Source organism: Chryseobacterium sp. X308 (genome assembly GCF_020733145.1).
In the GTDB taxonomy this organism is placed as follows: domain Bacteria; phylum Bacteroidota; class Bacteroidia; order Flavobacteriales; family Weeksellaceae; genus Chryseobacterium; species Chryseobacterium cupriresistens.
In genome coordinates this window covers 1-23749 of record NZ_JAJFZH010000036.1, presented here as the reverse complement: position 1 = coordinate 23749, position 23749 = coordinate 1, and the positions used below count along the sequence as shown (strand labels likewise).

Sequence of the window (23749 nt, the reverse complement as noted above, 5' to 3'; positions counted from 1 at the left end):
CGAAAATACTATTTTTACTTGATTAGTAAGTCTTTAGCTAAACTAATTCTCCGTATAGGTCAAATTCTTCGGCAGATGTAATTTTCACGTCTGCAAATTCACCAATTGAAATATAAGTATCTTCAGCTGAAACCAAAACCGTATTATCTACATCCGGTGAATCGTACTCAGTTCTTCCGATAAAATAATTACCTTCTTTACGGTCAAAAATACATCTGAATACTTTACCGATTTTTTCCTGATTTTTTTCCCATGAAATCTGAGACTGCAATTCCATAATTTCTTCTACTCTTGCCTCTTTTACTTCCTGTGGAATATCATCTTCCAAAACATAAGCTGTGGTATTCTCTTCATGCGAATAGGTAAAACATCCTAATCGGTCAAACTTCTGCTCTCTTACCCATTCTTTAAGTTCCTGGAATCTTTCTTCTGTTTCACCGGGATATCCGACAATAAGCGTTGTTCTGATGGCCATATCAGGAACTTTCTCTCTGAATTTTCCTAAAAGGGCATCTGTTTTCTCATGCGTAGTTCCTCTTTTCATAGATTTCAACAAGTCTGAATTGATGTGCTGAAGAGGAATATCTATATAATTACAGATTTTAGGTTCTTCGCGGATAATATCAAGAACATCTTCAGGGAAACCGCTTGGGAAAGCATAGTGAAGACGAATCCATTCTACTCCTTCTACTTTTACCAGCTCTTTTAAAAGATCACCTAATGCTCTTTTTTTATACAGATCCAACCCATAATAGGTAAGATCCTGGGCAATAAGAATTAATTCTTTTGTCCCTTTTTTTGCCAGTTTCTGAGCTTCCAAAACCAGTTTTTCGATTGGCGTTGAAACGTGACCTCCTCTCATCAAAGGGATGGCGCAGAAAGAGCATGGCCGGTCACAACCCTCAGAAATTTTAAGGTATGCGTAATGTTTTGGAGTTGTTGTTAATCTTTCTCCTACCAGTTCATGTTTATAATCTGCTCCAAGATGTTTTAAAAGTACCGGAAGATCTCTTGTTCCGAAATATTGATCTACATCCGGGATTTCTTTGATCAGATCCGGTTTATATCTTTCAGACAGACATCCTGTAACGAATACTTTTTCCACCTCGCCTCTGTTTTTAGCGTCAACATAATCAAGGATCGTATTGATAGATTCTTCTTTGGCATTATCAATAAATCCGCAGGTATTGATGACCACAATGTCCCCACGGTCTTCGTGAACCACTTCTTTGCCGTTGGCTTTCAGCTGGCTCATTAATACTTCAGAATCATATACATTCTTGGAACATCCAAGAGTGACTACATTGATTTTCTTCTTCCCTACAGATTTTGTACGCATCGTTTTGATTTTGAGTCTGCAAAGATACAAAATATTGGAGAGTTAGGATTAAAAAATAAAAACCACTTTATAAAAGTGGTTTTCAGGGATATGCTTTAAAAGTTTTTTTCTATAAATCCAGGAGCGTTCTGATCTTTTTCGGAAAGTATGGCATCTTTTTCATCAACCTTCCAATCGATATTAAGATCAGGATCATTGAATTTTACACTGCCTTCTGATTCTTTATTGTAAAAATTATCACATTTATAAGAAAATACAGCATGGGTACTTAGTACTGCAAAACCATGTCCGAAACCTCTCGGCACATAAAGCTGCAATTTGTTTTCAGCAGTAAGTTCTATTCCGAACCATTTTCCGAATGTAGGAGAATCTTCTCTAAGGTCTACAGCCACATCCCAAACACTTCCTTCAAGACAGGAAACTAATTTTGCCTGGGCATGCTCACCTTTCTGAAGATGCAGACCTCTCAATACTCCGTAGGAAGATCTGGAAATATTATCCTGCACAAAGTGCCCGTTCATTCCTGTAAGTTCCTCAAATTTTTTTTCGTTGAACTTTTCAAAGAAGTAGCCTCTTTCATCTTCAAATATGGTAGGCTCTATGATGTAGCAGTCTTTAAGCGGGGTTTCTTTAATTTTCATAATAGTTAAAAAACTCTATTTCAATGTGGTTATTAATGTTTTAAACAAGATCTTTATATCGTTTTTGAAAGACATACTTTCAAAATAGTCCAGATTCATTTTTACTTTGTTCGGAAATAACACTTCATCATTGTAAGCTAAAGGATCTTCCTGGTTTTTCAGAAGGTATTCTTCGTCTCTGTATTTAATACTTGCTTCACAGGTAAGCCCGGGTTTCAGCTCCAGAACTTTCCTGTCTTCTCCGACAAGTTTATCGTAATATCCTTCAACATCAGGCCTGGGACCTACAAAACTCATATCACCTTTTACAATATTAAACAATTGCGGAAATTCATCCAGCTTAAATTTTCTGAGAGTCTGCCCTATTTTTGAGCATGTTCTCTTCTGTTCATGAATTGTTTTAATCTTAAAAATGGTAAAAGGCTTTCCATACTGCCCTATCCGGGTCTGAAAAAAGATTCCGTTGGAAGATGTATCCAGACTTGCAATTACAAATAAAATAATCAGTACAGGCATAAGAAAAAGGATCAATATTGCCGCTAAGACAAAATCAAAAACTTTTTTCCAATATTTATACTGATTCATTAAATTCAAATAATATTAAAGTCCAAAGTAAGAATGAACAACCTTTGCTATTCTTTCTTTGTCATCCTCTGACAGATTAGAGCCTGAAGGAAGGCATAATCCGTTATCAAAAAGTTTTTCAGAAACATTCCCGCCATAATAAGGAGAAGTTTCAAAAACCGGCTGCAAATGCATAGGCTTCCAAAGCGGTCTTGATTCTATATTGTCTTCTAAAAATGCAAGTCTTAAACCTTCTCTGTTTTTTCCTGTGATTTCCGGGTCAACAATCACTGCAGATAACCAGTGGTTGGAGTAAAAATCATCATTCGACTCTGAGAACACAGTTACCCCTTCAATATTGCGGAAAAGGTCAACATAGAAATTGTGCATTGCTCTACGGGCAGCAACCCTGTCCTTAAGCACTTCCATCTGTCCTCTTCCTATTCCTGCTACAATATTGCTCATTCTGTAGTTAAAACCGATGTGTGAGTGCTGATAGTGGGGAGCATTGTCTCTGGCCTGTGTAGAAAGGAAAACGGTTTTATCTTTATCTTCCTGAGTATGACAAACCAAAGCTCCACCTCCTGAAGTGGTAATAATTTTGTTTCCGTTAAAACTTAAAATTCCAAAACGGCCGAATGTTCCGCAAGCCTGTCCTTTATAAGTTGAGCCCAGGGCTTCAGCAGCATCTTCTATCAAAGGGATCTGGAATTCCTGAGCAATGGCCGTAATTTCGTCCATTTTTGCCGGCATACCATACAGATGTACTACAATGATTGCTTTAGGTTTTGTTCCTTTTTGGATTCTGTCTTCGATGGCTTCTCTCAGCGCTTTAGGGCACATATTCCATGTAACCGGTTCGCTATCAACAAACACAGGAGTTGCTCCACAATACGCAATTGGATTGGCTGAAGCAGAGAAAGTCATGGATTGACAGATCACCTCATCGCCATGTACAATTCCGCATTCGATAAGAGCAAGGTGTAATGCTGCAGTACCTGCAGACAGCGCAGCCACTTTTACACTTCCCCCTAAAAACTGCTCCAGGTCACCTTCAAATCCGTTAACATTAGGTCCCAACGGAGCTACCCAGTTTTCTTCAAATGCTTCGTTGATGTATTTTTGTTCATTCCCTCCCATATGCGGTGAGGACAGCCAGATTTTAGTATTCATATTTTTGATTAGTAACTTGTTTATATAATATTTTTCTTGATAATTCTCCCCGGATTTCCCACAATAACTGAATAATCGGGAACATCGGTAATGATGACCGCACCGGCACCAATTACACACCATTTTCCTATTTTGATTCCCTGGATTACAGAAGCTCCTATTCCAATCTGAGAGCCTTCACCTACTTCCACTCCTCCGGCAAGTGCTGAATTGGGAGAAATATGAACAAAATCTTCAATCACACAATCATGATCTACAGATGCATTGGTATTGATGATACAATGTTTTCCAATGGCCGTATCTGCATTAATTACAACTCCACCCATGATTACTGTTCCTTCTTCTATTTTCACAGAGCCTGAAATGATTGATTTGGGGTGTATTAAAGTGCCAATTTCATGATTAATCTGTTCTGCGATTTTCTTACGGGTCAGATTATTTCCAATTGAAATAATCAGTTTTTCTTTATCATCCGGTAAATTATTCAGAACCAGAGATCCATAGCATTCCTTTTTAGTGACATCCTGATCTATGAATGCCTTAATTTTTATGTCATTAGCAGCAGCAATATCTGCAATTACCTTTCCATGTCCGCTTGCTCCAAATAAATACATAACTATCAATTAATTTCCTTTAAATGGTTCTATGGTAACGTGTCCATCGGCAGACACACCTTCTCTTATAAAAACTTTCTTAGCGGTAAGAAAAAAGATTTTGCAATCTAAGATAAACGAGATGTTTTCTACATACCACACATCATAGTCAAATTTTTGATTCCAAGATATTGCATTTCTTCCATTCACCTGTGCCCATCCGGTAATTCCGGGTCTCACTTCATGTCTTCTTGCCTGATGCTCATTATAAAGCGGCAGATACTGTACAAGAAGAGGTCTGGGCCCAATAAGAGACATATCTCCTTTCAAAACATTAATTAACTGTGGAATTTCATCCACGGATGTTTTACGGACAAATGAACCCACTGCTGTTAATCTTTCTGCATCTGATAAAAGATTTCCATTGGAATCCTTTTTATCATTCATTGTTTTAAACTTTATAATTTTAAATACCTTTCCATTCTTCCCCGGTCTTCTCTGCAAGAAAAATGGTTTCCCTTCATTTGCAATGGCCAAAGCAATAAAAAAAACAATAAATACAGGACTTATTATAAGCAAACCGGTTAAGGCTAATATAAAATCAAAAACTCTTTTTACAAAAACACGATACATCTTTTTCTTTTCTCTTTATTTTTAAGCGTTAATAATTTTATCATAAGATTGTTGTACCAGAAATTCTCTTTCCAGGAATTTTCTGCTATTTTCTCTCATTTCTTCAAAATCTTTCGTATCCATTTCTACAAATTTATCTATTGCTTTTATCATCTCCTGAAGATTTGCTGAATCCACAGCTATTCCACAATTATTCTTAACTACATCTGTTCCGATATCTGTACAAGAGTCTGTAGCAGTAAGGACCGGCAATTTAAACTCAAGATATGAGAGTAAACGTGATGGATAATTCGGGATGGTAAAATCTTTATGCAGGAAAATCAGTCCAACATCACAGGACTGTACCAGCAGGTCATAATCAGTTTTTGGAATGGCAGATAAAAGTAATGCGTTTTTGGGACGGAAAGTATCAAACCATTTTCTCATTCTGCCAAATTCTGTTCCTGAACCCACTATCACAAAAAACAATCTGTCATCTTCAGCTTTAGCCTTTAAGGTTTCTATCACAAAATCAATACCCTGCGGTTTTCCCAGGTTTCCACCATAGATAAAGATTTTTCTGTTTTCCGGGATGCCATACCTGGCGTGAATTTCTTTATATTGGTATACAAATTCTTTATTTAAAGGCATGAGCTCAATAGCATTTGGATTTACCTCTAGTTTTTCTTTAGCAATAAAAGGATTATGCTCCATCACAAATTTTAGATTGGCATCAGACATACACCCAATTTTATCTGAAATCAAATATAATTCTTTTTCTTTATTTCTAAAGTAGTTGTACAGTAATCCTTTTTTGGACATCAGCTGCATATCCACAGCATTTTGAGGAAAGATATCCTTTAGAAGCAGATATGTTTTAGCCTGATCTCTTTTTTTGATATATTTAATAAGGTTCGTAAAAGTAATAGGAGGTGTGGCATAAATAACTAAATCAAATTTTACATCTGACAAGTGTTTATTGATGGCTCTCAGAAAGAGTTTATCGATTGTTAAGGTAGAAATTCCCTTTTCAATAAAGTTCGTTTTCTGGATATTAAGTGTTTTTACATTCAGAAAAACAGTATTCCCTTCTTTTTTCACTTTTGTTTCTTGATTTTCACATCTTTCAACAGGGGAAACTATATACAGATAATGCCCATGCTGGGAAAATTCCCGCATTAAATCTTGATAAATACCACGTTCTTTTAAGGTATTTATCTTCACTAAGGTAAGAAACATTATATTCATAATTTACTCCAGACTACTCTGTTAACGTAATCGGTATAGCTTACAATAATTCTAACCGTTTTTTCTGACACATTGGGCATGGAATAATCCGCCACAAGTCTGTAGTTTCTATTTTCTCCTGTTTGCTGCTGCTTAAGCTGTACCAACCCCTGTAAAATTCTCTCAGGAGATAATCCCACCATCATAACAGAAGCTTCTTCCATAGCTTCAGGTCTTTCATGTGCTTCTCTGATGTTAAGTGCTCTGAAATTAAGGATCGAAGATTCTTCTGAAATGGTACCGGAATCTGACAGTACCGCATAACTTCTCATTTGAAGAGCATTATAATCATGGAAACCAAGTGGTTTCAGAAACTGGATTTCAGATCTCACCTGAACCTTCATTTTATCAATCATATTTCTTGTTCTGGGATGAGTTGAAAAAATGATTGGATATTGATATTCTTCTGCAATTGCATTAAGGCTGTCTATGAGCCCCCTGAAATTTTTATCCGAATTAATATTTTCTTCTCTATGGGATGATACTACAAAATACTTTCCTTCTTCAAGATTTAATCTAGTAAGAACATCGGAATTTTTAATTCTGGGAAGATAATGATTCAGAACCTCGTACATCGGGGATCCGGTTTTAATGATTCTGTCAGCCGGAAGACCTTCTCTTAAAAGGTATTCTCTGGCAATATCAGAGTATGTTAAATTAATATCAGAAATATGATCTACAATTTTCCTGTTCGTTTCTTCGGGAACTCTTTGATCAAAACACCTGTTTCCAGCTTCCATGTGGAAGATCGGAATCTGTCTTTTTTTAGCAGGAATAGCACATAAACATGAGTTTGTATCTCCGAGTACTAAAAACGCATCCGGTTTCACTTCCTCGAGAAGCGGATCTATTTTAACCAAAATGTTTCCAATTGTTTCTGCAGCTGTTTTTCCTGCTGCTTCCAAAAAGTAATCCGGCTTACGGAGCCCCAGATCCTCAAAGAAAATCTGATTCAGCTCATAATCATAATTCTGCCCTGTATGAGTGATAATATGTTCGATGGCTGCAGAGGCGTCTAAAGCTGATAATACTCTTGATAATCTAATGATTTCTGGTCGCGTGCCTACGACCGTCATTACTTTTAATTTCTTCATCATAACAAAATAAAATTATAGATATCATTACTGCTGAAAAACTCCAAAACTCCATATTCCCAAAGATACTGGCTGAAGTAAGAACCAACACGCAATATTGAATAAAAAATAAAAAAAAAGGTAAATAATATATATGCTCTCTGACATATCTTACCTTGAATTTCCTTATATCCTTAAAATATAACAAGAATAAAACGCCTCCCACAATTCCCATACTCATCAATATTTCAATAAAAATATTATGCGGGTACATTCCGTCCTCAAACAAAATACGGCCCCCAAAAATAATGTTATCTTTAAAAATATTCCACCCTTTTAATAAATAATAAGAGCGTCCACTTCCATTCCCTTCGAAAATAGCATTGTACATTCTATTAATAAATTCAAAATCCGCTACTGAGGTTTGTTTTAAACAAAAAATACTTATAACAAAAAACACTACAAAAGATAATAGAAAAATCCAATACTTTAACTTATTAAGATAAAACAATAATATCAATAGAATGATAAAAATTGCTAATACGGGACTTCTTGCCGAAGAACTCAATATGGTAAAAATCCCTACTAATATACCTAAAACAGGTTTCAATAATTTCTTAGGAGATTGAAAATAATAGTAGATGGATAGTATTAGTAATGATAAGCCATAATGCCCCACATTAATATAATAGCTTACAAATATCCCACTTGATTTTTCAAAATTCTTAAATATGAATATTGTCCATAAACAGCTTATCCCTAGTATTATTAATAAAAAATTAAAAACAAGACTATTCAGTCTAATCATAATTTCCTTCGTAAATTTTATTCCCAATATTGCTATATAAGGAATAAGATTTAAAAAAATAATCCTAATATAAATTTCATTTTCCTCTTGTGATGTATGGGGTAGATAGAGATCATTTTTAAAACTATAAATTGCTTTATATAAATAAAAGAGCCAGAAAAGAACAGTAAAAATAACTGTCACCTTTCTTTTCCTAATATTATTAAGGTTTATATAAATGACAAAAAAACTTAATAATAATACTATGATACGAAATGGGACAGAAAAATAATTATTTGATGTAGCTTCTAATAAAAGAGCAAGTGAGTATGAAAATATATACCCAAAAGTCAAAAGAAAGGTAAACCAAATATCACTTTTTTTTGTCAGTTCCATATTAGACATTTAAAAAATAGGTATCTGCGTCTTCAGGGTTGAAGGGCTCATTGATCCAAAAAATTGTATATAATTCTTCTTCTCCTACATTTTTTATACTGTGGGTATACCAAACCGGCATATCTACGTAAGCAGGTTCAGCTCCATCAAGATAGAAGTCATGAACTTCCTCAGTATCTATTTTTCTGAGTTGAATTAAAGCTTTTCCTTTTATTACGGCAAATCTTTCTATTTTTCTTGTATGAAAATGATTTCCTCTTGTAATACCAGGAACTGTAGTAGAAAATGAACATTGCCCACCTATTCCCAATCTGATTACTTCCACAAAGGCTCCTCTCGGATCAGTATGTTGTGTAAATTTTACAGGATAATGATTTTTAATATCGAAATAACATCTGAATGTATTAAAGAGATTAAGATCAAATTTTGATTCCAATACAGGGATTTCTCCGTTTTCGAAATAAAGTTTTTTGTAGTTTTCTAACTTTTTGAGTACTTCCGAAACTTTGTTTACCGAAGTATGCGGAATCTCATATACGTTCTTCGTTTCACCTGTCTTTATCTGTTTAATAATTTCCTGAACCAGTTCGGCAATATAAATTAACTTTACATCTCCGTCACTGTCAATTACCGGAGTTTCTCCATGTGTAAGTTTATAACAGAAAGTGGCGATAAATGAATTATAGTTAGGTTTACCAAAAGGACCAAATACATTAGGAATAATCATTCCTGTAAATTTACCTCCAGATACTTCTGCCCATTTTACAAATATTTCTCTCCCTTCTTTCTTTGATTTTCCGTATAAATTATCTTTTTCTTCCTGCGAAGATGATGAAAAAATAACATGCGCTTTAGAACCCGTTCTTTCCAACGATTCTGTTAACTCTTTTACTAATTTTACATTAGTGTCATAAATAACATCAGGATCCGGATGACGGTTCATAGCAGCCAGATGTACAATAACATCACATTGCTCAACAAAAGCATCCAATTTTTGTGGAATGTCAAAGAATTCTTTATGGAAATCAATTCTTTCAAACTCTACCGGATTCAGTCCCAATGTGTTATATAAATGTGAACCAACAAAACCATTCTGGCCTGTAATTCCAACTTTTTTCATCATAATAATTTTTTAAAATGGTTTATCGGGAACCGATAATCATCATCAATTTCTCGTAATGAATGATCAACCATTACCAATAACTTTGATTTTTTTTCTTTTGCCTGGATTGCACTTGCGTAACCTTTGGGCATATGGAGTATATTCAGTCTGTCTGCATCCAGTTCAAATTCCAAAATATCAGATTCTTTTGAGGGATTTTGCCAGTTATCAATTTTCACCAATCTCAGAATAAACCTTCCATGTATTACACAAAACCACCTTTGTTCTATCTTATGCCCTGTCCAACCTCTGATAAATTCTGTATCTGCATTTTCTATACAATACATTCTCTTAATATCCAGGAAATCAAAGTCGTTATTATAAAGCAGATTTCCTCTTTCATCATAATGTTTTCCTCCTGTTATTATTTGCGGCATTTCTATCATAACAAGATACTATTCCGGATACTGCATTATATCTTCTCCTAAAACTTCTTTTCTGATTAACGGGAGCTGTAATAATAATTTTTTTATTCCTTCAACATCTTGTCTTTCTGTATTATGCGAATGATAATCTTCAATTTTAGAAATATCTTCTACTCCTTCAGAAAAATACTGAGCATAATTCAAATCTCTGTTATCAGCAGGAATTCTGTAGAATCCTCCCATATCTTCTGCTTTAATCATTTCTTCACGTGTACAAAGTGTCTCATAAAGTTTCTCCCCATGCCTTGTGCCGATTATTTTTACAGAGGTATCTGACTTAAACATTTCTTTCAAAGCTATAGCCAGATCTCCAATAGTTCCTGCAGGTGCTTTATGTACGAATAAATCACCAGGATTTCCATGTTCAAAAGCTACCAATACAAGATCAACAGCTTCTTCTAATGACATTAAAAATCTGGTCATATTCGGGTCCGTTATGGTGATAGGCTCTCTATTTTTGATTTGCTTGATAAATAATGGAATAACAGAACCTCTAGATGCCATTACATTTCCATATCTTGTAAGACATACTACAGTATCTGCCAGATTTCTGGAAGCTGCTACAGCTACTTTTTCCATCATTGCTTTGGAAATTCCCATAGCGTTGATGGGATAAGCAGCCTTATCTGTACTTAAACAAATTACTTTTTTAACTTTATTTTGAGCTGCAGCATCGATTACATTTTGCGTCCCTTCAACATTTGTTTTCACAGCTTGCATTGGAAAAAATTCACAAGAGGGAACTTGCTTTAATGCTGCGGCGTGAAATACATAATCTACTCCTCTCATTGCAGATTCAACACTTTTATAATCCCTTACATCACCAATATAAAACTTCAGCTTATCACTTTTAAACTGATTTCTCATATCATCCTGCTTCTTTTCATCTCGTGAAAAAATTCTAATTTCTTTAAAATACGCTGTATTTATAAACTTTCTTAGAACAGCGGTTCCAAAGGAACCTGTACCCCCAGTAATAAGAAGTACTTTATTTTTTATTTCCATATGTGTTTATTGTATGGTTTTTTTACCTTTAAAACGGGTAATATATCCATTAGTTTCTTATTAGTTTTTCTTTTTCTTCAAAAGTAGGATAATTTATTAAGACTGCTTTATAAACTCCCTTAAATACAAACAAACTTCCTGCAGCAACACCAATTATTCCGTGTTTATCAATAACCTGCTTGATGTCACTTAATGAACCTGCACCTCCTAAAACAGTAAGAGGAAGGGAAATCTGTTCTCTAACTTTATCAATAAGCCCCATATCATACCCCTTCATTACTCCATCCTGGTCTATCGAATTGATCACAATCTCGCCTGCTCCCAGTCGCTGGGCTTCTTCTGCAAACTTAAATGGGTTTATCCCTGTAGATTTTTTTCCATTATGGGTATACACCTCATACCCTCCAAAAAGTTTTTTCTTTACGTCCAGCACGACAATCACACTTTGCGAACCTACCCTTTCTGCAATTTCAGTAATTAATAGGGGATTCTGAAGTACCGCAGAAGATAATGCAATCTTTTCAATTCCCAATCCGAAAATTTTCTGAGCCTGCTCTACTGTTTTTACTCCTCCTCCGTAGCATAAAGGCATTCGTGATTGATTTGCAATTCTTTCTATTAGGCTGTAATTCGGTTCTAAACCTTTTGCTGTAGCATCAATATCAAAAATGGCAAGTTCATCAACTTCTTTTTCGTTAAAAATCCTCACCGCGTTGATAGGATCTCCTACATATTTTGGATTTTTGAAATTAACAGTTTTCACAAGTCCATTGTCCTGGATCAGAAGACTCGGTATAATTCTTGGCCTTAGCATATGTATTTAAAGTTTTGCAAAGTTGTGTAATAAAATTTCACCATAATGATGGCTTTTCTCCGGGTGAAACTGTATTCCGTATTTGTTTTCGTGGTGAGCTGCTGAAGCAAACTCACCTGCATAATCTGTAATAGCCATAATATCCTCCTGATTGTTGCAGTGGAAATAATAAGTATGCAGAAAATAAAAAATGGAGTTGTTTTCCAGCCCTTTAAATAATTCGATATCTTTTACCGGTTTCACATCATTCCACCCCATATGTGGAAGTCGCGTTACTTGTTGAATTTTCGTTTCATCAAATTTTTTAACAGTAGCATCAATCCACTTCAAACCATCAAGTTTCCCTTCATCGCTATTATTAGCCATCATCTGCATTCCTACACAAATACCAATAACAGGGAGTTTCTGTCCCAAAACAAGCTCGTCCAGTTTATCTCTCATTCCTGAATTGTTCAATTGGGTCATGGCGTGATCAAAATGCCCCACTCCGGGAAGAATGAGTTTTTCGGCTCCTTCAAGATCTTCTTTTGTTTTCGCTATCTTCACCGGAACGTCTACTCTTTTGTATACATTAACAAAGGCATTGATATTCCCAACACCGTAATCAATAATTGTTATCATCTGAATAATCTTTTTTCAAGCCCAAGTTTTCTCATTGCCTGTGCCCCAATTCCTATAAGTGACCTTTTATTCTTATAATCATGATAAGTCTTATTTTCACCTTCAAATAGCTTCTGCAGCTCATCTGTAGTAAGGTCTAATTTATGAGCTACATATTCAAACTCTTTTTGCAAAAATTCTTCAGATAATTCTGGTCGTGAAACTCTATCCAAAGCTTCCTCTCTGGTCATTTGCCCCGTAAGGATCAAGCTTGAGAAATGCGCTCTCCTTTTTTGGTATCCAAATTTTCTAGGTAACCAATAGTCTTCAAAAAACCTTGTAAATCTTGATTCATGATGTTTATGCTGGAAGCTTTCCCATCCATATTTATCAGATAACAGTTTCTCTACATCACTTTTGATATATGGAATACAATTAAGGGGTTTATAAACCTGCATTCCCAAAACATATTTATAATAAAGCTTATAGCTCATAATATCTACAATAGGAAATGTTTTAAGCTCCCTCTTACCAAATTTTTTATGAATATCCAGAATCAAGGTCTTGTCTATTCCTGGATAAGCTCCCCATTCTTCAGGTTCTCTACAGCATTCCGTAGAATAGTTTCCTCCTGTAAGAACGTATTTGATTTTATTTTTTTTCGCAAATTTATATAGACCTGAGAAAAAAGCAATGTCCTGAGGCAAATCTTGATCTGCGATCTGAGATTTTAGAAATGCAACCTGAAGATCTTTCATTTCCTCCCAGTTGATTACCTCTGTATATAAATCCAAATTAAGCGAATTGACTAATTTCTCAATGTTACTTACAGCTTTATCTGTATTCCAGCCTGCATCTACGTGAAAGATAAGAGGTTTAAGGCCCATTATTTCTTTTGCTACATAGGCGGCATAAGAACTATCTAACCCTCCACTAAGCCCGATAATACAGTCAAAATCCCGGTTTTTACCATCTTTTTTTATTTTTTCTGCTTCCAGCTCAAGCTCTTTAAGTCCTCTTTCATCAGTATGCCAAGTTGGTAAAATACTTTCTTTATAGTTAATATAATAATCACTTTCACCTTTCTCATTAAAAACAATATTGGGATCAGAAGTATCCATAATTGTTTTCGTGCATATTTGATAGGCTCTATCTTTTTCCATAATTTTATTTTTCTTTTATCATTATATTTAACAACTCTGTGATATAGTTGTCATAAAATGTATTAAAATTCATTCTACTTTTTGCAAATTCCCTGGTTATTTTCGGCTCGTTAATTCTATATGAGTAATCATCAAAGTTCCATAAAATAAGTCCATCAATACTAAAACCGTTATAGCGAGTTTTCATAATTGTACTAACATAGGTCCTAAAATTACTTTCATCAATTCTCTCATTTCCCAAACTACTATTTGATGGGTGATATCGTGACATAATCAGAGGAAATACTTTTTTATTATATAATCTTGCGATTTTAATCATTTCCTTAGTATTATCTTCCAAATACTCAACATTTTCTAAATTAAAATTCAAATTGTTATAGAATATATAGATAGAGGGAAATAAAACATCACTTTTTACAATAATTTGCTGAATGCTTTTATATTTTTCATAAAATTTATCCGATCTGTCCCAATAGTTTGTAAATGGGATGTAGTAATAACCAATTTGAGCCTGGGGCCTTTCATTTTTAACAAATGCCAGTACATCTAAAAATAATTGTAAGCTTTTTTTAAAATTTTCGCTGGTAGGAGGTTCGTTAATAAGATACTGCAGGTATGGGGCCTCAATATCAATATAAGCCATTCCTTTATCATTTTTATCTGGAAAAGAACGATTAACCTCATCTCGGAGCAGTTTCTCATTAAAAGTAAATGGCTTGTTAGGATCCAAAAACTGAGCATCATTGATGAATTTGACAGATTCAATATGATTATCCTTCAAAAAGTTTTTAAAATCACCTCCATTATTTCCTGAACAAATAAGTACCTTAGGGGTATTTTGCATATTCTTTTGCTGTTTATCCTGGACTTTTTTTTGCCCGGTATACTTGCAAGAAGTAAGGGTTAAGCCTATGAAAATTATATTAATTAGAAATTTTAACATGAGAGAGCGTTTTATTGATGAGATGATTCCAATCCAGGTATTTGGATGAAGTTTTTAATGCTAATTCTTTTCTTAAACTGAGTTCATCTTTACGATATATGATATCTTCTATACTCTTTTTAATCTTTTCTTTGTTAATATCTTCCTTTTTCAGCTCAGTAATTGCGCCAAATTCATTCAGATATTGTACCGACTGCTCCCCAACATCTCCCACAATAAGTGGTAGTCCTGAGGCTATAGCTTGCTGCCAAACAATAGACTGACTTGCTGGAAACACAGCTAGATCGGACGCTGATAGATGCTCATACACCCCCATATTATTTAACCAGCCAATATAATGAATATTCGGGTTATTATTTGATAATGCCAATAATTCTTTTTTATATTCCTGATTATGCTGATCTGCATCACCTACGATCAGTAAATGAAGCTTTGTATCTTTAATCTCATTAAATGCTTTTATTAATAAATCAGTTTTCTTTGCCGCCGTAAACTTTCCACCAGTAAAAATTACGATCTCGTCATTATTAATTCCTAATTTATTCCTAATTTCTTCCCTAACTTTCGTGTTCTTTATTTCTGCAACCAAATCAGTATCAGCCCCTAAAGGTAACAAATCCATTTCATTATGAGGAATTTTATATACTTCATTTAAGAATTTTGTACTTCCAGGAACTATTGGATAAAATTTCGAAATATGTTTACGAATGGGATCCATATAAAAGTACTTTCTGATTACTTTATGCAGTATATTTAAAGACAGCCAGCCATTTGCTGAATTACTATAGTCTGCATGATAATCCATAATCATTTTAACATGGGGATTCTTTTTCTTATAATCCAACATCTCAAACATATTAGGCATTATATCATGTACATAGAGCAGATCAGGTTGTACTTCTTCTACTATTTTTTTTATGGAAGTATATTTTTTTATTTTTCCTAAATAATTAAACTTGAAAGGTAATTTTATAATTTTTGCACCATGATCATAGATCACTTTCGCAGGTACTGAATTATCGTGCTTGTTGTTATAATAATCAAAAACATTTTCGTAAGTGGAAGTAATTACTGTGACTTCATGTCCATGTTTTCTGTAATATTTTACCAATAAATTTTCTTGATACTCTAAACTTTTTATATAAAGTTCACAAAGCATTAATATTTTCATTTTTTATTTGAGTTTTTAAACTTTAAAAATTTCTTTTCCACAAAAAACCACGAAACTGATGCCAGGATTATAGTACTAATAAAGGCTAAAATTAGATACTGAATATCTGCAAACATTTTCCTTTGTACAAGTAGATTTATAATCAACATATGATATATATATATTCCATAAGATATATCATTATGTTTTAAAAGCTTACCGCTTATATTATTATATGTAAAACTTGCTGACAACACAACAAAAACTAGAATGATATTAGAAACCAGATGATATGGACTTCTTAAAAAATATGAATTCAGGTCATTTCCTAACCAATTTCCAAAAATTACTATATAAGCAATATAAAAACTAATCCAGAGCAATCCTTTATTTTCAACAACGCCTTTTATTTTATCCCAATAAATATAAGATAGTACCCCAAATAAAAAATTGTATAGATATGGAAAGACTGTAATACCAGCCAATTTATTAATCATAGTTCCATCTGGAAACTGAGCAAAATAGATATTAAATGCTAATGATATGATGATAAAGGTCAAAATCACAAAAAACTTTTTTTCCTTAAAAGTTTTAAGTAAACAATATAAAACAGGGACAAAAATATAAAACTGTATTTCAATTACAATAGTCCATAAGCTTCCATTAGGAGCACTTACTCCCCAAAATCTCAAAATATCAGGAGTCCAGAATTGAAAAATTGTAAGCTGCCCTATAATCCAAAGCCAAAACTCTCTTGCCTTCAGTATTAAAAATGGATGTTGTGCATCATATAATAATAATACAATAGTTATAAGTAGACAAAACCAAAGAGCAGGATACAGCCTGAGTAATCTATTTTTGAAATATTTGGTAATATTATCTGAATTTCTGTCAAAAGACCAATAAATTAAAAAACCACTAATCGTGAAAAAAATAGGAACCCCTGGAAAATAATAAACAAACATATCTCCGAACTCCCCTATCATACCTTTGATTTCCAGATGATGCACCGAATGGGTAAAAACAACTTGTAAAGCAGCCAATAATCTTATCAGATCAAAATTATTTATTTTATTGGGGCTATTCATGAGTAATAGTTTTAATCATTAAGAAAAATATCTTAACTCGGTTTTTATTAATATTATATATCATATCGGTATACATAATGTTATAATACAAATCCTATACGGAATGAATAAATTTCTTTGGTGGATAATTTATCCGGAAATTGTACTGTACAAGATATAGCGACATCCAGAACAGGCTTACTCTCCAAGCGTCAAAAGACCCACTCTTCATATCTTCAAGAAAGAACAAAAGGCACATAACGTATAGTATTAGGAGTTTTTTATCTGTTCTCACAGTTTTCAAATTATGTATAAAGAAATAGAGATAGATAATAATGTAAGCTAACCCTCCTATAATTCCTAATTCTATCATACTTTCCACTAACAAATTGTGTGGAAATTCAACTTGATCAATTCCTGTAAGTGCAATCCCGGAGCTCCCTATTCCTGTTCCTACAAATGGATGGTTGTAAAAGCTTTCCAAACCTTTATTAATAACCATTACTCGATAGAGAACACTTCCATCTTCGTCGGATGCTTTTAAAAGATTAAATCGATCAATATTTACATTTTCTATAATGAGGTCTATAATATCATGAAGATAGAATAGAAATACAAAAAATGCGGTCATAGCAGATAATACTACTTTATAATTTAGTTTAATATTTTTCAGGTTAAGAAAATAATAAACCCCAATACAAAGAACCAAATTAAATAAAGGACCCCTTCCTCCCAGCTGAGTCAGTAAAAATAATAAGAGGATTCTGTATATAATCAGAGGAGTGGTAACCCGCTGACTTGACATAGAAAAAATGAAACATGCCGAAAGCATGATTCCTACGGTAAGATAGGTTGGTATGCTTTCTGAATATTGTGTGACATCAAAAAATATGATAAAGGTGTACGTGAAATAGACATATAATAATACGAGTATAGCAAACCCTCCAATCACATACATAAGGTTTTTAAGTTCTTCAAAAACAATATTCTTAAATACTATAAATGGATACAAAACGGTCAAAAAATTAAGTATCATCGCAATATTCTTTTTTTCAGAATAGATGTAAGATACTGTATATAAATTTGAAACCATGAAAAGAAACATCAACAGTAAAATTAAAAGTACCTGAATATACACTTCTCTTCTAAAAATAGTAATTGATTTTATCTCAAAAACTAAAACCATTACACATAAGAAAGCTCCTAATAGAGTAATATCAATTGGAAAAGGAATCCATTTCAAGGATCCAGAAAATACGAAAATAAAATATATAAATACTTTAAAAAAGTTATAAGAAAAAACTGTTTTAAAAAAGTCTCTCATCTATTTTCTGTTTTTATTTAAGAATTCTAAATAAACATTCTTGTAAAACTCCATTTCCCGATACACATATGCATTATGCCATAATATTATAAAATCTCCACCTGTTCTTCTAATTCTTTGAGAAAGGAGGTCTAAGGACTGTTTTGCTTCTGCAACCGAATAGCTTTTATATGAGCTTAGGGTAACATCCATAGCAATGAGTGGCTTTTCTTTTATCTTATATGGCATATCATTTTTAAAATCATAGGGATGGAATTCATGGGATGTTCCACACTTAAAACCTTCTTCTTCAGCAAATCCCATAGTATAATCTATTTCAACTCCCTCAGCCTGCAGATTATCAAAGGTCTGTTGTCTGTCAAACCTTAAATAGTGCTGCCTGGAGTGGACAACAGAATGTCCTATGGCTTCTTTTACTCTTTCAATCTCCATTTTTAGAGTATTTCTATCTTTATAAGTATAAAATCCAGGGTGAACCCCGGCAATCATATGAGCATCTTTTATTCGTCTTAAAATTGTTTTTAAATTTTTATCGCGAATATTTTGTCCAGCGTCAAATGCAGATGGATTTGCCCCCATAAAGAAAAAAATGGACTTTAGCCCATTAGCTTCCGAATGTTTCAGAAGGGTTTCTATGCCTTTAAAATAAGGATCTCTACGTTGATCTGACAGGCTCTGAAAAAAAAACTTTACTGCAATTATAACTTCTTTTATATTTTTTGATCTGAGCAGCTGTGATAGAATTGATTTTATTGATTTTACAGTTCCTGTAAATCGGTAAATATCATCAATATCATGTGTTGGGGTTATTGAAAATTGTCTGGGTTTAATTTCTATATCAGGATATTCTTTTTTAAGAATTATCCTAATCAACATGGCATATTCATCTACTAAAGGTATTTTAATAGTATTGTACTTCTTGGCAATACTATTTTTATATAGAAATCTATCATGTTCATCTCTTTCTGCAGAGACTAGCTCATCCAAACCCGATAATAGGATAAACGATAAAGAAAGAATATCAAAATTGAAAATGATTTTTTCATTTTCTGTATGGTAAAGTATATTTTCTTTACCAATTTTAAGAATCGGGATCTTATAATAATCATCAAATGCAGAAATATCTGAAAGTTTAAGATCGCCGCTAAGAAGTTTATTAAAATCTTCAGTTCCACAAATACTGAAATTAATATTTTTATTTTTTACTTTAATTTCAATATTTTTTTCTGAAAATTCAACAACAGAAAATTCAATTTTATATCCCAGAGCAATCTCCAAGATAGTATCAATTGTATATTTTAGTGCATTTTCAGTTCTCATTGAAAAAAAAATTCGCTGCTTCTATTTTTGTCATGGATTCTCCATGTCCTCCATAAATAATTGTCACATCATCAAGATTCAGTACTTCATGAATAGACTTTTCTGCCATTTTTTTATTACCTGAAGGTAATTTTGTTACTGTTTTTTCGCCATTTATCATCAGATCACCTACAAATATATCTTTATTGATCTTAATACTTATACAGGAATCTGAATGTCCCTTAGTAGGATAAAACTCTATTTTCTGACCATGCCAGTTAATGCTATCCTTTTCAGTAACAGTAATATATTTTTCAACTTTATAGGAAAACTGTTTTCCATAAAATATTGAAAGATTTTTTTTACTGTTTTGTATATATAAAAGAGACTCACTGCTTAATATACATATAGGATTATATCGAGATATTATATCTTCTACCCCATATACATGATCAAAATGGCCGTGAGTAATTATACAGTAGTCAATAGTAATATTTTCCTTTTCAATAAAGTCATATAGCTCTTCATGATTCTGGGTGCCCGGATCGATGATTATACCATATTTCTGTTCATTAAAAATTAAAAAACAGTTTGAGTCTACAGGCCTATTTTCAAATTTCCTGATGAATATCTGCATTTTAAGAAGATATATTTATAGAACGGCCTCCATCTACCGTTATCTGTTGCCCTGTAATCCATCTTGCATCATCAGATAATAAATAATTTACTGCATCAGCAATATCTTTTGCATATCCAATTCCTAAAGGGTACTGAGACTGCATTCTGGCCATTACATCCTCATTATCAAATATGTTTTGAGTCATTTTTGTCAGCACTGCACCTGGTAATACAGAGTTAATTCTAATCCTTGGCGCTAGTTCTACTGCCAAATTACGCATCAATCCATCCAGAGCAGATTTGGAAGCACCATAAGTACTCATAGCTTTTGCCCCGCGGTTGCTAATATTACTTGAAATAAACACTACAGAGTTCAATAATGAATTATTGATTTTTTTATTAACAAGCAGTTTAATAAGTAAGTTTGCTGAGAAAACATTTGTCGTAAAACACTCCATCATAAAATCATTATTAACCAATTTCAATGGAATCATTTTCATAAATCCGGCACAGTGTACCAGCTTATGAACATTAATACTATTCTCATTGAGAAATTCTACTAATGTTTTTTCAGTGTTTTCCAAATTACTAAGATCTAGAGCCAGAATATGCGATGTACAGCTGTCTGAAAGCTTACTTTTAAGTTCATTCAGCTTCTCTACATTTCTACCTGTAAGAACCAAATCATAGACTTCTGATAATTTTACAGCTATCTCTTCTCCTATTCCTGCTGTAGCTCCTGTTAATAAAACTGTTTCTCTCATTTTTTATATTGCTGTAAATCCTCCATCCACTGATAAAATTGTTCCGGTTATCCATTTGCTCATGTCTGAAGCTAAAAAAACGACTGCATTCGCAATATCCTGTGCTTCTCCAAGCCCCATAGGATGAAGAGCATTTAATCTCTGATTATATTCATCATCAAAGATACTGGAAACGCCATCCAGCATTTCAGTTTTTATAAATCCGGGAGCAATACAGTTTACTCTTATTTTTTTTCCGGCCATTTCAATTGCCAAAGACTTGGTAACTCCATGTAATGCTGATTTGGACATTGAATATGCCACATTTGCAGATGAACCTACAATTCCGTAGACAGATGAAATAAATGTGATAGATGGATGTTCTCCTCTATGGTTTTTGATACTGCAGAATATTTTTGAAAGCTCAAGAGCTGCCAATGTATTAATTTTGAAAACTTTTTCTGCAGTTTCAGCTTTAAGTGTCTTTAGTGGCTGTACACAAGGAATCCCCGCAACATTCACTAAACCGTCAAGCTTTCCTATTTCTGAAATTTTACTTTCTACAGCCTGCTTTAATCCGCTGATATCTGCAAGGTCATGTACCAGCAGTAAAGAATTATTCTTACAAAGTTTCTGTGTTTCTTTAAGTCCATCTTCATTAATATCAAGCAACAATAGGTTTGCCCCTAATGAAGACAGGCTAACGGCTGTTACTCTACCGATACCTGACCCGGCACCGGTGATCATTATATTTTTAGAAGAAAAATCCAGAAAACCAGTTTCTTTAAGCATTCTGTTTAGATAAAATTAAATTATAAAGTCCTTCAACAGTTTTAGAATCGGTAATTTCCTGATTGACTAATGATACTCCATATTCTTCATCTGCCATAGCAATAATCGAAAGAGTAGCCAGAGAATCCCAAGCTTCAAAGCTTGTAAGGTTATCTGCAAGATTTACCTGATCTACTTCTAAAATTTCTGACATTTGTTCCAAAAAATTTTCCATATTTATATTTTAAGTTTAAACTTCTATTTGTTTACAAAAAATCATATTTCCTATATTCATAACGATAGTCCCCCATGTAAGTCCTACCCCAAAACCTGAAAAACAAACATCCATAGTTTCTTTTTCAAGTCTTTCCCCGATATTAAATGTAGTAGTAACTGGTATTGTAACTCCACTGGAGTTTCCGTGATTTTCTACCACATTGCTTGGAAGTTTGTCTCTGCTTACGCCAATTTTATCGGCTAGTTTCTGAAGCATAAATTTATTAGGCTGATGGAATAGGAAATATTCGATTTCATCAACTTTTTTTCCTGCTTCTTCCAAAATGCGTTCCACTTGTTTAGGTACGTTTGTCTGTACAAAGTTGAAAACATTGTCTCCCTGCATAACCAGATGATTTTTACTTCTTTTGTTTCCAAAAGAGTCTTCATAAAGCTCTCCAGTTTCTGCGGTGATTGGACATCGTGCTCCACCAGCAGGGATATTAAGTGCCATTGCACCTTTTCCGTCCATTAATATTTCACCGTATATAGGGTTGTTATTCTCATCTTTTTCTATGATGGTAATAGCTGCAGCATCTCCTATAAGAGGATTACTGTTTCTATCCTGTTTTGAAACTTTTGGACTTAAAACATCGGCATTACAAAGTAAAACTTTATTAATTGAAGGATTATCCAGTAACATAAATGCTTGTTGAAGTCCAATAATAAATCCCGCGCAGCCCTGATTAATATCCATACATAAAACATGGTCTGATAAATCCAGATACTGATGCAGTAAGTTGCTCGTAGGAGGCATTATATATTCCGGAGACTGAGAAACAAATAGAATGGCATCTATCTCTTCTTTATTCAATAATCTTTTATCCAGAAGATAATCAAATCCTTTTATCACCAAATCGTAGCTGGTAATATTCTCAGATTCCACAATACGTTTTGTATTAAATCCCATCGCCATTTTCAGCTTAAGAGATTTTGCTTCTGAGAAAGAATAATTATGCATTTCATCTTCAAATTTCACAACATTTGCAGGAAGAATGCTAAGTATCCCGGATATTTTTTTATTTGATGTTTTAATTTTCATAATTATACAGCACCGTTTCTCTTTAAAACATTTTCGATAGATTCCAATGTTTCAAAGTTTTCAGGCAAAATATCTGTTCCATCTATCGAGATTGAAAATTGCTCATCCAAAGTTGTCACCAAAGAAACCATATCAAAGGAATCCAACAATCCCCGGCTGATAAAATCTGTTTCCTGAGAGAAATCGAATTCTGGTCTTACACTGTTTAATATCTCAATTATTTTATTCTTCATATTTAAGTTTTGTATTTAATAGTACTATATTATACATTTCTTCTTCTACAAATCCAAAATGTTTATATCTTTTAATAGCATTTTCATTAGTATCAATTACCCAAAAGATTTCTCTCTTTACATCTTCAAATTTAGTAAAAAACACATCCATAAGCTTGGATCCTATTTTCTTACCCCTATGATCAGGTGACACAAACCAATATCTGAGATGGGAAGTAATTCCATTCTTTTCAAATATAATAAACCCCTGAATTTCATAATCATCTGAATAATAATAAACATTCTTCTTTTCTATCATTTTCTGAAGTTCCCTCCGGGTAGGAATCTGTTCTGCAAATTTATTAAAATATTTGTGATAAATATTTTGCAGTTCATCTAACCTATCTTCTTCAAGCTGATAAACATTTTCAGGAAGATTGAATTGAAATACATTCTTTCGCATCTTATTCATCCTCATAAGTTTTGTATATTTACAAAAACCTGTGTTTGTGAACTCAGAAAATATTTCTTCAAGGTAGTCCTGGTTTCCAACAATTTCAGAAACAATCATTACATTTTCAAATTGTTTATTAATTATCTCAAGATTTTTTTTAAGATCATTAAGATCATTTGCTTTTTTTTTTACACTTTTTATGCTGTCGGCGGTTTT

The 23749-nt window shown here is 33.3% G+C and carries 27 protein-coding genes; all 27 read right to left on the bottom strand.

The features are described 5' to 3' along the window. Positions 1-37: 37 nt before the first annotated feature. Complete coding sequence (gene rimO / locus LIV57_RS21895; protein ID WP_227944304.1) at positions 38-1339, bottom strand: 30S ribosomal protein S12 methylthiotransferase RimO; 1302 nt, start codon at positions 1337-1339, stop codon at positions 38-40. Between the two features lie 95 nt (positions 1340-1434). Then, complete coding sequence (gene rfbC, locus LIV57_RS21890) at positions 1435-1980, bottom strand: dTDP-4-dehydrorhamnose 3,5-epimerase (protein ID WP_227944303.1); 546 nt, start codon at positions 1978-1980, stop codon at positions 1435-1437. A 15-nt stretch (positions 1981-1995) separates the two neighbouring features. Next, entirely contained in the window at positions 1996-2565 is a 570-nt protein-coding gene (locus tag LIV57_RS21885; RefSeq protein ID WP_227944302.1) for a sugar transferase, read from the bottom strand. Between the two features lie 15 nt (positions 2566-2580). Continuing rightward, complete coding sequence (locus LIV57_RS21880; RefSeq protein WP_227944301.1) at positions 2581-3717, bottom strand: DegT/DnrJ/EryC1/StrS family aminotransferase; 1137 nt, start codon at positions 3715-3717, stop codon at positions 2581-2583. A gap of 20 nt (positions 3718-3737) precedes the next feature. Further along, entirely contained in the window at positions 3738-4331 is a 594-nt protein-coding gene (locus LIV57_RS21875; protein WP_227944300.1) for an acetyltransferase, read from the bottom strand. A gap of 9 nt (positions 4332-4340) precedes the next feature. Beyond that, the gene (locus LIV57_RS21870) at positions 4341-4943 is read right to left on the bottom strand and encodes a sugar transferase (RefSeq protein WP_227944299.1); all 603 of its coding nucleotides are present in this window, start codon (positions 4941-4943) and stop codon (positions 4341-4343) included. Between the two features lie 21 nt (positions 4944-4964). Continuing rightward, a complete protein-coding gene (locus tag LIV57_RS21865) occupies positions 4965-6170 on the bottom strand; it encodes a glycosyltransferase family 4 protein (RefSeq protein WP_227944298.1) in 1206 nt (401 codons plus the stop codon). Further along, the gene (gene wecB / locus LIV57_RS21860) at positions 6167-7303 is read right to left on the bottom strand and encodes a non-hydrolyzing UDP-N-acetylglucosamine 2-epimerase (RefSeq protein ID WP_227944306.1); all 1137 of its coding nucleotides are present in this window, start codon (positions 7301-7303) and stop codon (positions 6167-6169) included. The genes LIV57_RS21865 and wecB overlap by 4 nt, the downstream gene beginning before the upstream one ends. Continuing rightward, on the bottom strand, positions 7251-8465 hold the full coding sequence (locus tag LIV57_RS21855; RefSeq protein WP_227944297.1) for an O-antigen ligase family protein: 1215 nt from the start codon (positions 8463-8465) through the stop codon (positions 7251-7253). The genes wecB and LIV57_RS21855 overlap by 53 nt, the downstream gene beginning before the upstream one ends. Position 8466: 1 nt before the next feature. Continuing rightward, a complete protein-coding gene (locus LIV57_RS21850; RefSeq protein ID WP_227944305.1) occupies positions 8467-9585 on the bottom strand; it encodes an NAD-dependent epimerase/dehydratase family protein in 1119 nt (372 codons plus the stop codon). Beyond that, positions 9585-10004 (bottom strand): WxcM-like domain-containing protein, encoded by a 420-nt coding sequence (locus LIV57_RS21845; protein WP_227944296.1) that lies wholly within the window; start codon positions 10002-10004, stop codon positions 9585-9587. The genes LIV57_RS21850 and LIV57_RS21845 overlap by 1 nt, the downstream gene beginning before the upstream one ends. An 18-nt stretch (positions 10005-10022) precedes the next feature. Further along, the gene (locus tag LIV57_RS21840; RefSeq protein ID WP_227944295.1) at positions 10023-11057 is read right to left on the bottom strand and encodes a polysaccharide biosynthesis protein; all 1035 of its coding nucleotides are present in this window, start codon (positions 11055-11057) and stop codon (positions 10023-10025) included. A 49-nt stretch (positions 11058-11106) separates the two neighbouring features. Next, on the bottom strand, positions 11107-11871 hold the full coding sequence (locus LIV57_RS21835; protein WP_227944294.1) for an AglZ/HisF2 family acetamidino modification protein: 765 nt from the start codon (positions 11869-11871) through the stop codon (positions 11107-11109). A gap of 6 nt (positions 11872-11877) precedes the next feature. After that, on the bottom strand, positions 11878-12492 hold the full coding sequence (gene hisH, locus LIV57_RS21830) for an imidazole glycerol phosphate synthase subunit HisH (RefSeq protein ID WP_227944293.1): 615 nt from the start codon (positions 12490-12492) through the stop codon (positions 11878-11880). Then, positions 12489-13634: an N-acetyl sugar amidotransferase gene (locus LIV57_RS21825; RefSeq protein WP_227944292.1), complete on the bottom strand. Its 1146-nt coding sequence runs from the start codon at positions 13632-13634 to the stop codon at positions 12489-12491. Before LIV57_RS21825 ends, hisH begins: the two co-directional genes overlap by 4 nt. 4 nt (positions 13635-13638) lie before the next feature. Continuing rightward, complete coding sequence (locus LIV57_RS21820; protein ID WP_227944291.1) at positions 13639-14577, bottom strand: hypothetical protein; 939 nt, start codon at positions 14575-14577, stop codon at positions 13639-13641. Further along, positions 14558-15748 carry a glycosyltransferase family 4 protein gene (locus tag LIV57_RS21815; protein ID WP_227944290.1) on the bottom strand — a complete coding sequence of 397 codons (1191 nt, stop codon included), beginning with the start codon at positions 15746-15748 and terminating at the stop codon, positions 14558-14560. Before LIV57_RS21815 ends, LIV57_RS21820 begins: the two co-directional genes overlap by 20 nt. Then, the gene (locus LIV57_RS21810; protein WP_227944289.1) at positions 15745-16815 is read right to left on the bottom strand and encodes an acyltransferase family protein; all 1071 of its coding nucleotides are present in this window, start codon (positions 16813-16815) and stop codon (positions 15745-15747) included. The genes LIV57_RS21815 and LIV57_RS21810 overlap by 4 nt, the downstream gene beginning before the upstream one ends. Positions 16816-16909: 94 nt before the next feature. Continuing rightward, a complete protein-coding gene (locus LIV57_RS21805) occupies positions 16910-17830 on the bottom strand; it encodes an O-antigen ligase family protein (protein WP_227944288.1) in 921 nt (306 codons plus the stop codon). A gap of 288 nt (positions 17831-18118) precedes the next feature. After that, positions 18119-19438, bottom strand: a complete 1320-nt coding sequence (locus LIV57_RS21800) for a polysaccharide deacetylase family protein (protein ID WP_227944287.1) — start codon at positions 19436-19438, stop codon at positions 18119-18121. Continuing rightward, positions 19428-20054 carry an MBL fold metallo-hydrolase gene (locus tag LIV57_RS21795; RefSeq protein WP_227944286.1) on the bottom strand — a complete coding sequence of 209 codons (627 nt, stop codon included), beginning with the start codon at positions 20052-20054 and terminating at the stop codon, positions 19428-19430. Before LIV57_RS21795 ends, LIV57_RS21800 begins: the two co-directional genes overlap by 11 nt. 1 nt (position 20055) lies before the next feature. Then, complete coding sequence (locus LIV57_RS21790; RefSeq protein ID WP_227944285.1) at positions 20056-20799, bottom strand: SDR family NAD(P)-dependent oxidoreductase; 744 nt, start codon at positions 20797-20799, stop codon at positions 20056-20058. Between the two features lie 3 nt (positions 20800-20802). Continuing rightward, positions 20803-21570 carry an SDR family NAD(P)-dependent oxidoreductase gene (locus LIV57_RS21785; RefSeq protein WP_227944284.1) on the bottom strand — a complete coding sequence of 256 codons (768 nt, stop codon included), beginning with the start codon at positions 21568-21570 and terminating at the stop codon, positions 20803-20805. Next, a complete protein-coding gene (locus tag LIV57_RS21780) occupies positions 21563-21763 on the bottom strand; it encodes an acyl carrier protein (protein WP_227944283.1) in 201 nt (66 codons plus the stop codon). The genes LIV57_RS21785 and LIV57_RS21780 overlap by 8 nt, the downstream gene beginning before the upstream one ends. 36 nt (positions 21764-21799) lie before the next feature. Then, the gene (locus LIV57_RS21775) at positions 21800-22867 is read right to left on the bottom strand and encodes a 3-oxoacyl-ACP synthase III family protein (RefSeq protein ID WP_227944282.1); all 1068 of its coding nucleotides are present in this window, start codon (positions 22865-22867) and stop codon (positions 21800-21802) included. A gap of 2 nt (positions 22868-22869) precedes the next feature. Next, on the bottom strand, positions 22870-23100 hold the full coding sequence (locus LIV57_RS21770) for an acyl carrier protein (protein ID WP_047386878.1): 231 nt from the start codon (positions 23098-23100) through the stop codon (positions 22870-22872). Beyond that, the coding region (locus LIV57_RS21765; protein ID WP_227944281.1) for a GNAT family N-acetyltransferase at positions 23090-23749 on the bottom strand (660 nt) is incomplete at its 5' end. The genes LIV57_RS21770 and LIV57_RS21765, both read right to left, overlap by 11 nt.

What these genes read in the sequence shown, in the direction of transcription:
- rimO (WP_227944304.1), bottom strand. Translation starts at nt 1,339, where the DNA reads ATGCGTACAAAATCTGTAGGGAAGAAGAAAATCAATGTAGTCACTCTT.
- rfbC (WP_227944303.1), bottom strand. Translation starts at nt 1,980, where the DNA reads ATGAAAATTAAAGAAACCCCGCTTAAAGACTGCTACATCATAGAGCCT.
- LIV57_RS21885 (WP_227944302.1), bottom strand. Translation starts at nt 2,565, where the DNA reads ATGAATCAGTATAAATATTGGAAAAAAGTTTTTGATTTTGTCTTAGCG.
- LIV57_RS21880 (WP_227944301.1), bottom strand. Translation starts at nt 3,717, where the DNA reads ATGAATACTAAAATCTGGCTGTCCTCACCGCATATGGGAGGGAATGAA.
- LIV57_RS21875 (WP_227944300.1), bottom strand. Translation starts at nt 4,331, where the DNA reads ATGTATTTATTTGGAGCAAGCGGACATGGAAAGGTAATTGCAGATATT.
- LIV57_RS21870 (WP_227944299.1), bottom strand. Translation starts at nt 4,943, where the DNA reads ATGTATCGTGTTTTTGTAAAAAGAGTTTTTGATTTTATATTAGCCTTA.
- LIV57_RS21865 (WP_227944298.1), bottom strand. Translation starts at nt 6,170, where the DNA reads ATGAATATAATGTTTCTTACCTTAGTGAAGATAAATACCTTAAAAGAA.
- wecB (WP_227944306.1), bottom strand. Translation starts at nt 7,303, where the DNA reads ATGAAGAAATTAAAAGTAATGACGGTCGTAGGCACGCGACCAGAAATC.
- LIV57_RS21855 (WP_227944297.1), bottom strand. Translation starts at nt 8,465, where the DNA reads ATGGAACTGACAAAAAAAAGTGATATTTGGTTTACCTTTCTTTTGACT.
- LIV57_RS21850 (WP_227944305.1), bottom strand. Translation starts at nt 9,585, where the DNA reads ATGAAAAAAGTTGGAATTACAGGCCAGAATGGTTTTGTTGGTTCACAT.
- LIV57_RS21845 (WP_227944296.1), bottom strand. Translation starts at nt 10,004, where the DNA reads ATGCCGCAAATAATAACAGGAGGAAAACATTATGATGAAAGAGGAAAT.
- LIV57_RS21840 (WP_227944295.1), bottom strand. Translation starts at nt 11,057, where the DNA reads ATGGAAATAAAAAATAAAGTACTTCTTATTACTGGGGGTACAGGTTCC.
- LIV57_RS21835 (WP_227944294.1), bottom strand. Translation starts at nt 11,871, where the DNA reads ATGCTAAGGCCAAGAATTATACCGAGTCTTCTGATCCAGGACAATGGA.
- hisH (WP_227944293.1), bottom strand. Translation starts at nt 12,492, where the DNA reads ATGATAACAATTATTGATTACGGTGTTGGGAATATCAATGCCTTTGTT.
- LIV57_RS21825 (WP_227944292.1), bottom strand. Translation starts at nt 13,634, where the DNA reads ATGGAAAAAGATAGAGCCTATCAAATATGCACGAAAACAATTATGGAT.
- LIV57_RS21820 (WP_227944291.1), bottom strand. Translation starts at nt 14,577, where the DNA reads ATGTTAAAATTTCTAATTAATATAATTTTCATAGGCTTAACCCTTACT.
- LIV57_RS21815 (WP_227944290.1), bottom strand. Translation starts at nt 15,748, where the DNA reads ATGAAAATATTAATGCTTTGTGAACTTTATATAAAAAGTTTAGAGTAT.
- LIV57_RS21810 (WP_227944289.1), bottom strand. Translation starts at nt 16,815, where the DNA reads ATGAATAGCCCCAATAAAATAAATAATTTTGATCTGATAAGATTATTG.
- LIV57_RS21805 (WP_227944288.1), bottom strand. Translation starts at nt 17,830, where the DNA reads ATGATACTTAATTTTTTGACCGTTTTGTATCCATTTATAGTATTTAAG.
- LIV57_RS21800 (WP_227944287.1), bottom strand. Translation starts at nt 19,438, where the DNA reads ATGAGAACTGAAAATGCACTAAAATATACAATTGATACTATCTTGGAG.
- LIV57_RS21795 (WP_227944286.1), bottom strand. Translation starts at nt 20,054, where the DNA reads ATGCAGATATTCATCAGGAAATTTGAAAATAGGCCTGTAGACTCAAAC.
- LIV57_RS21790 (WP_227944285.1), bottom strand. Translation starts at nt 20,799, where the DNA reads ATGAGAGAAACAGTTTTATTAACAGGAGCTACAGCAGGAATAGGAGAA.
- LIV57_RS21785 (WP_227944284.1), bottom strand. Translation starts at nt 21,570, where the DNA reads ATGCTTAAAGAAACTGGTTTTCTGGATTTTTCTTCTAAAAATATAATG.
- LIV57_RS21780 (WP_227944283.1), bottom strand. Translation starts at nt 21,763, where the DNA reads ATGTCAGAAATTTTAGAAGTAGATCAGGTAAATCTTGCAGATAACCTT.
- LIV57_RS21775 (WP_227944282.1), bottom strand. Translation starts at nt 22,867, where the DNA reads ATGAAAATTAAAACATCAAATAAAAAAATATCCGGGATACTTAGCATT.
- LIV57_RS21770 (WP_047386878.1), bottom strand. Translation starts at nt 23,100, where the DNA reads ATGAAGAATAAAATAATTGAGATATTAAACAGTGTAAGACCAGAATTC.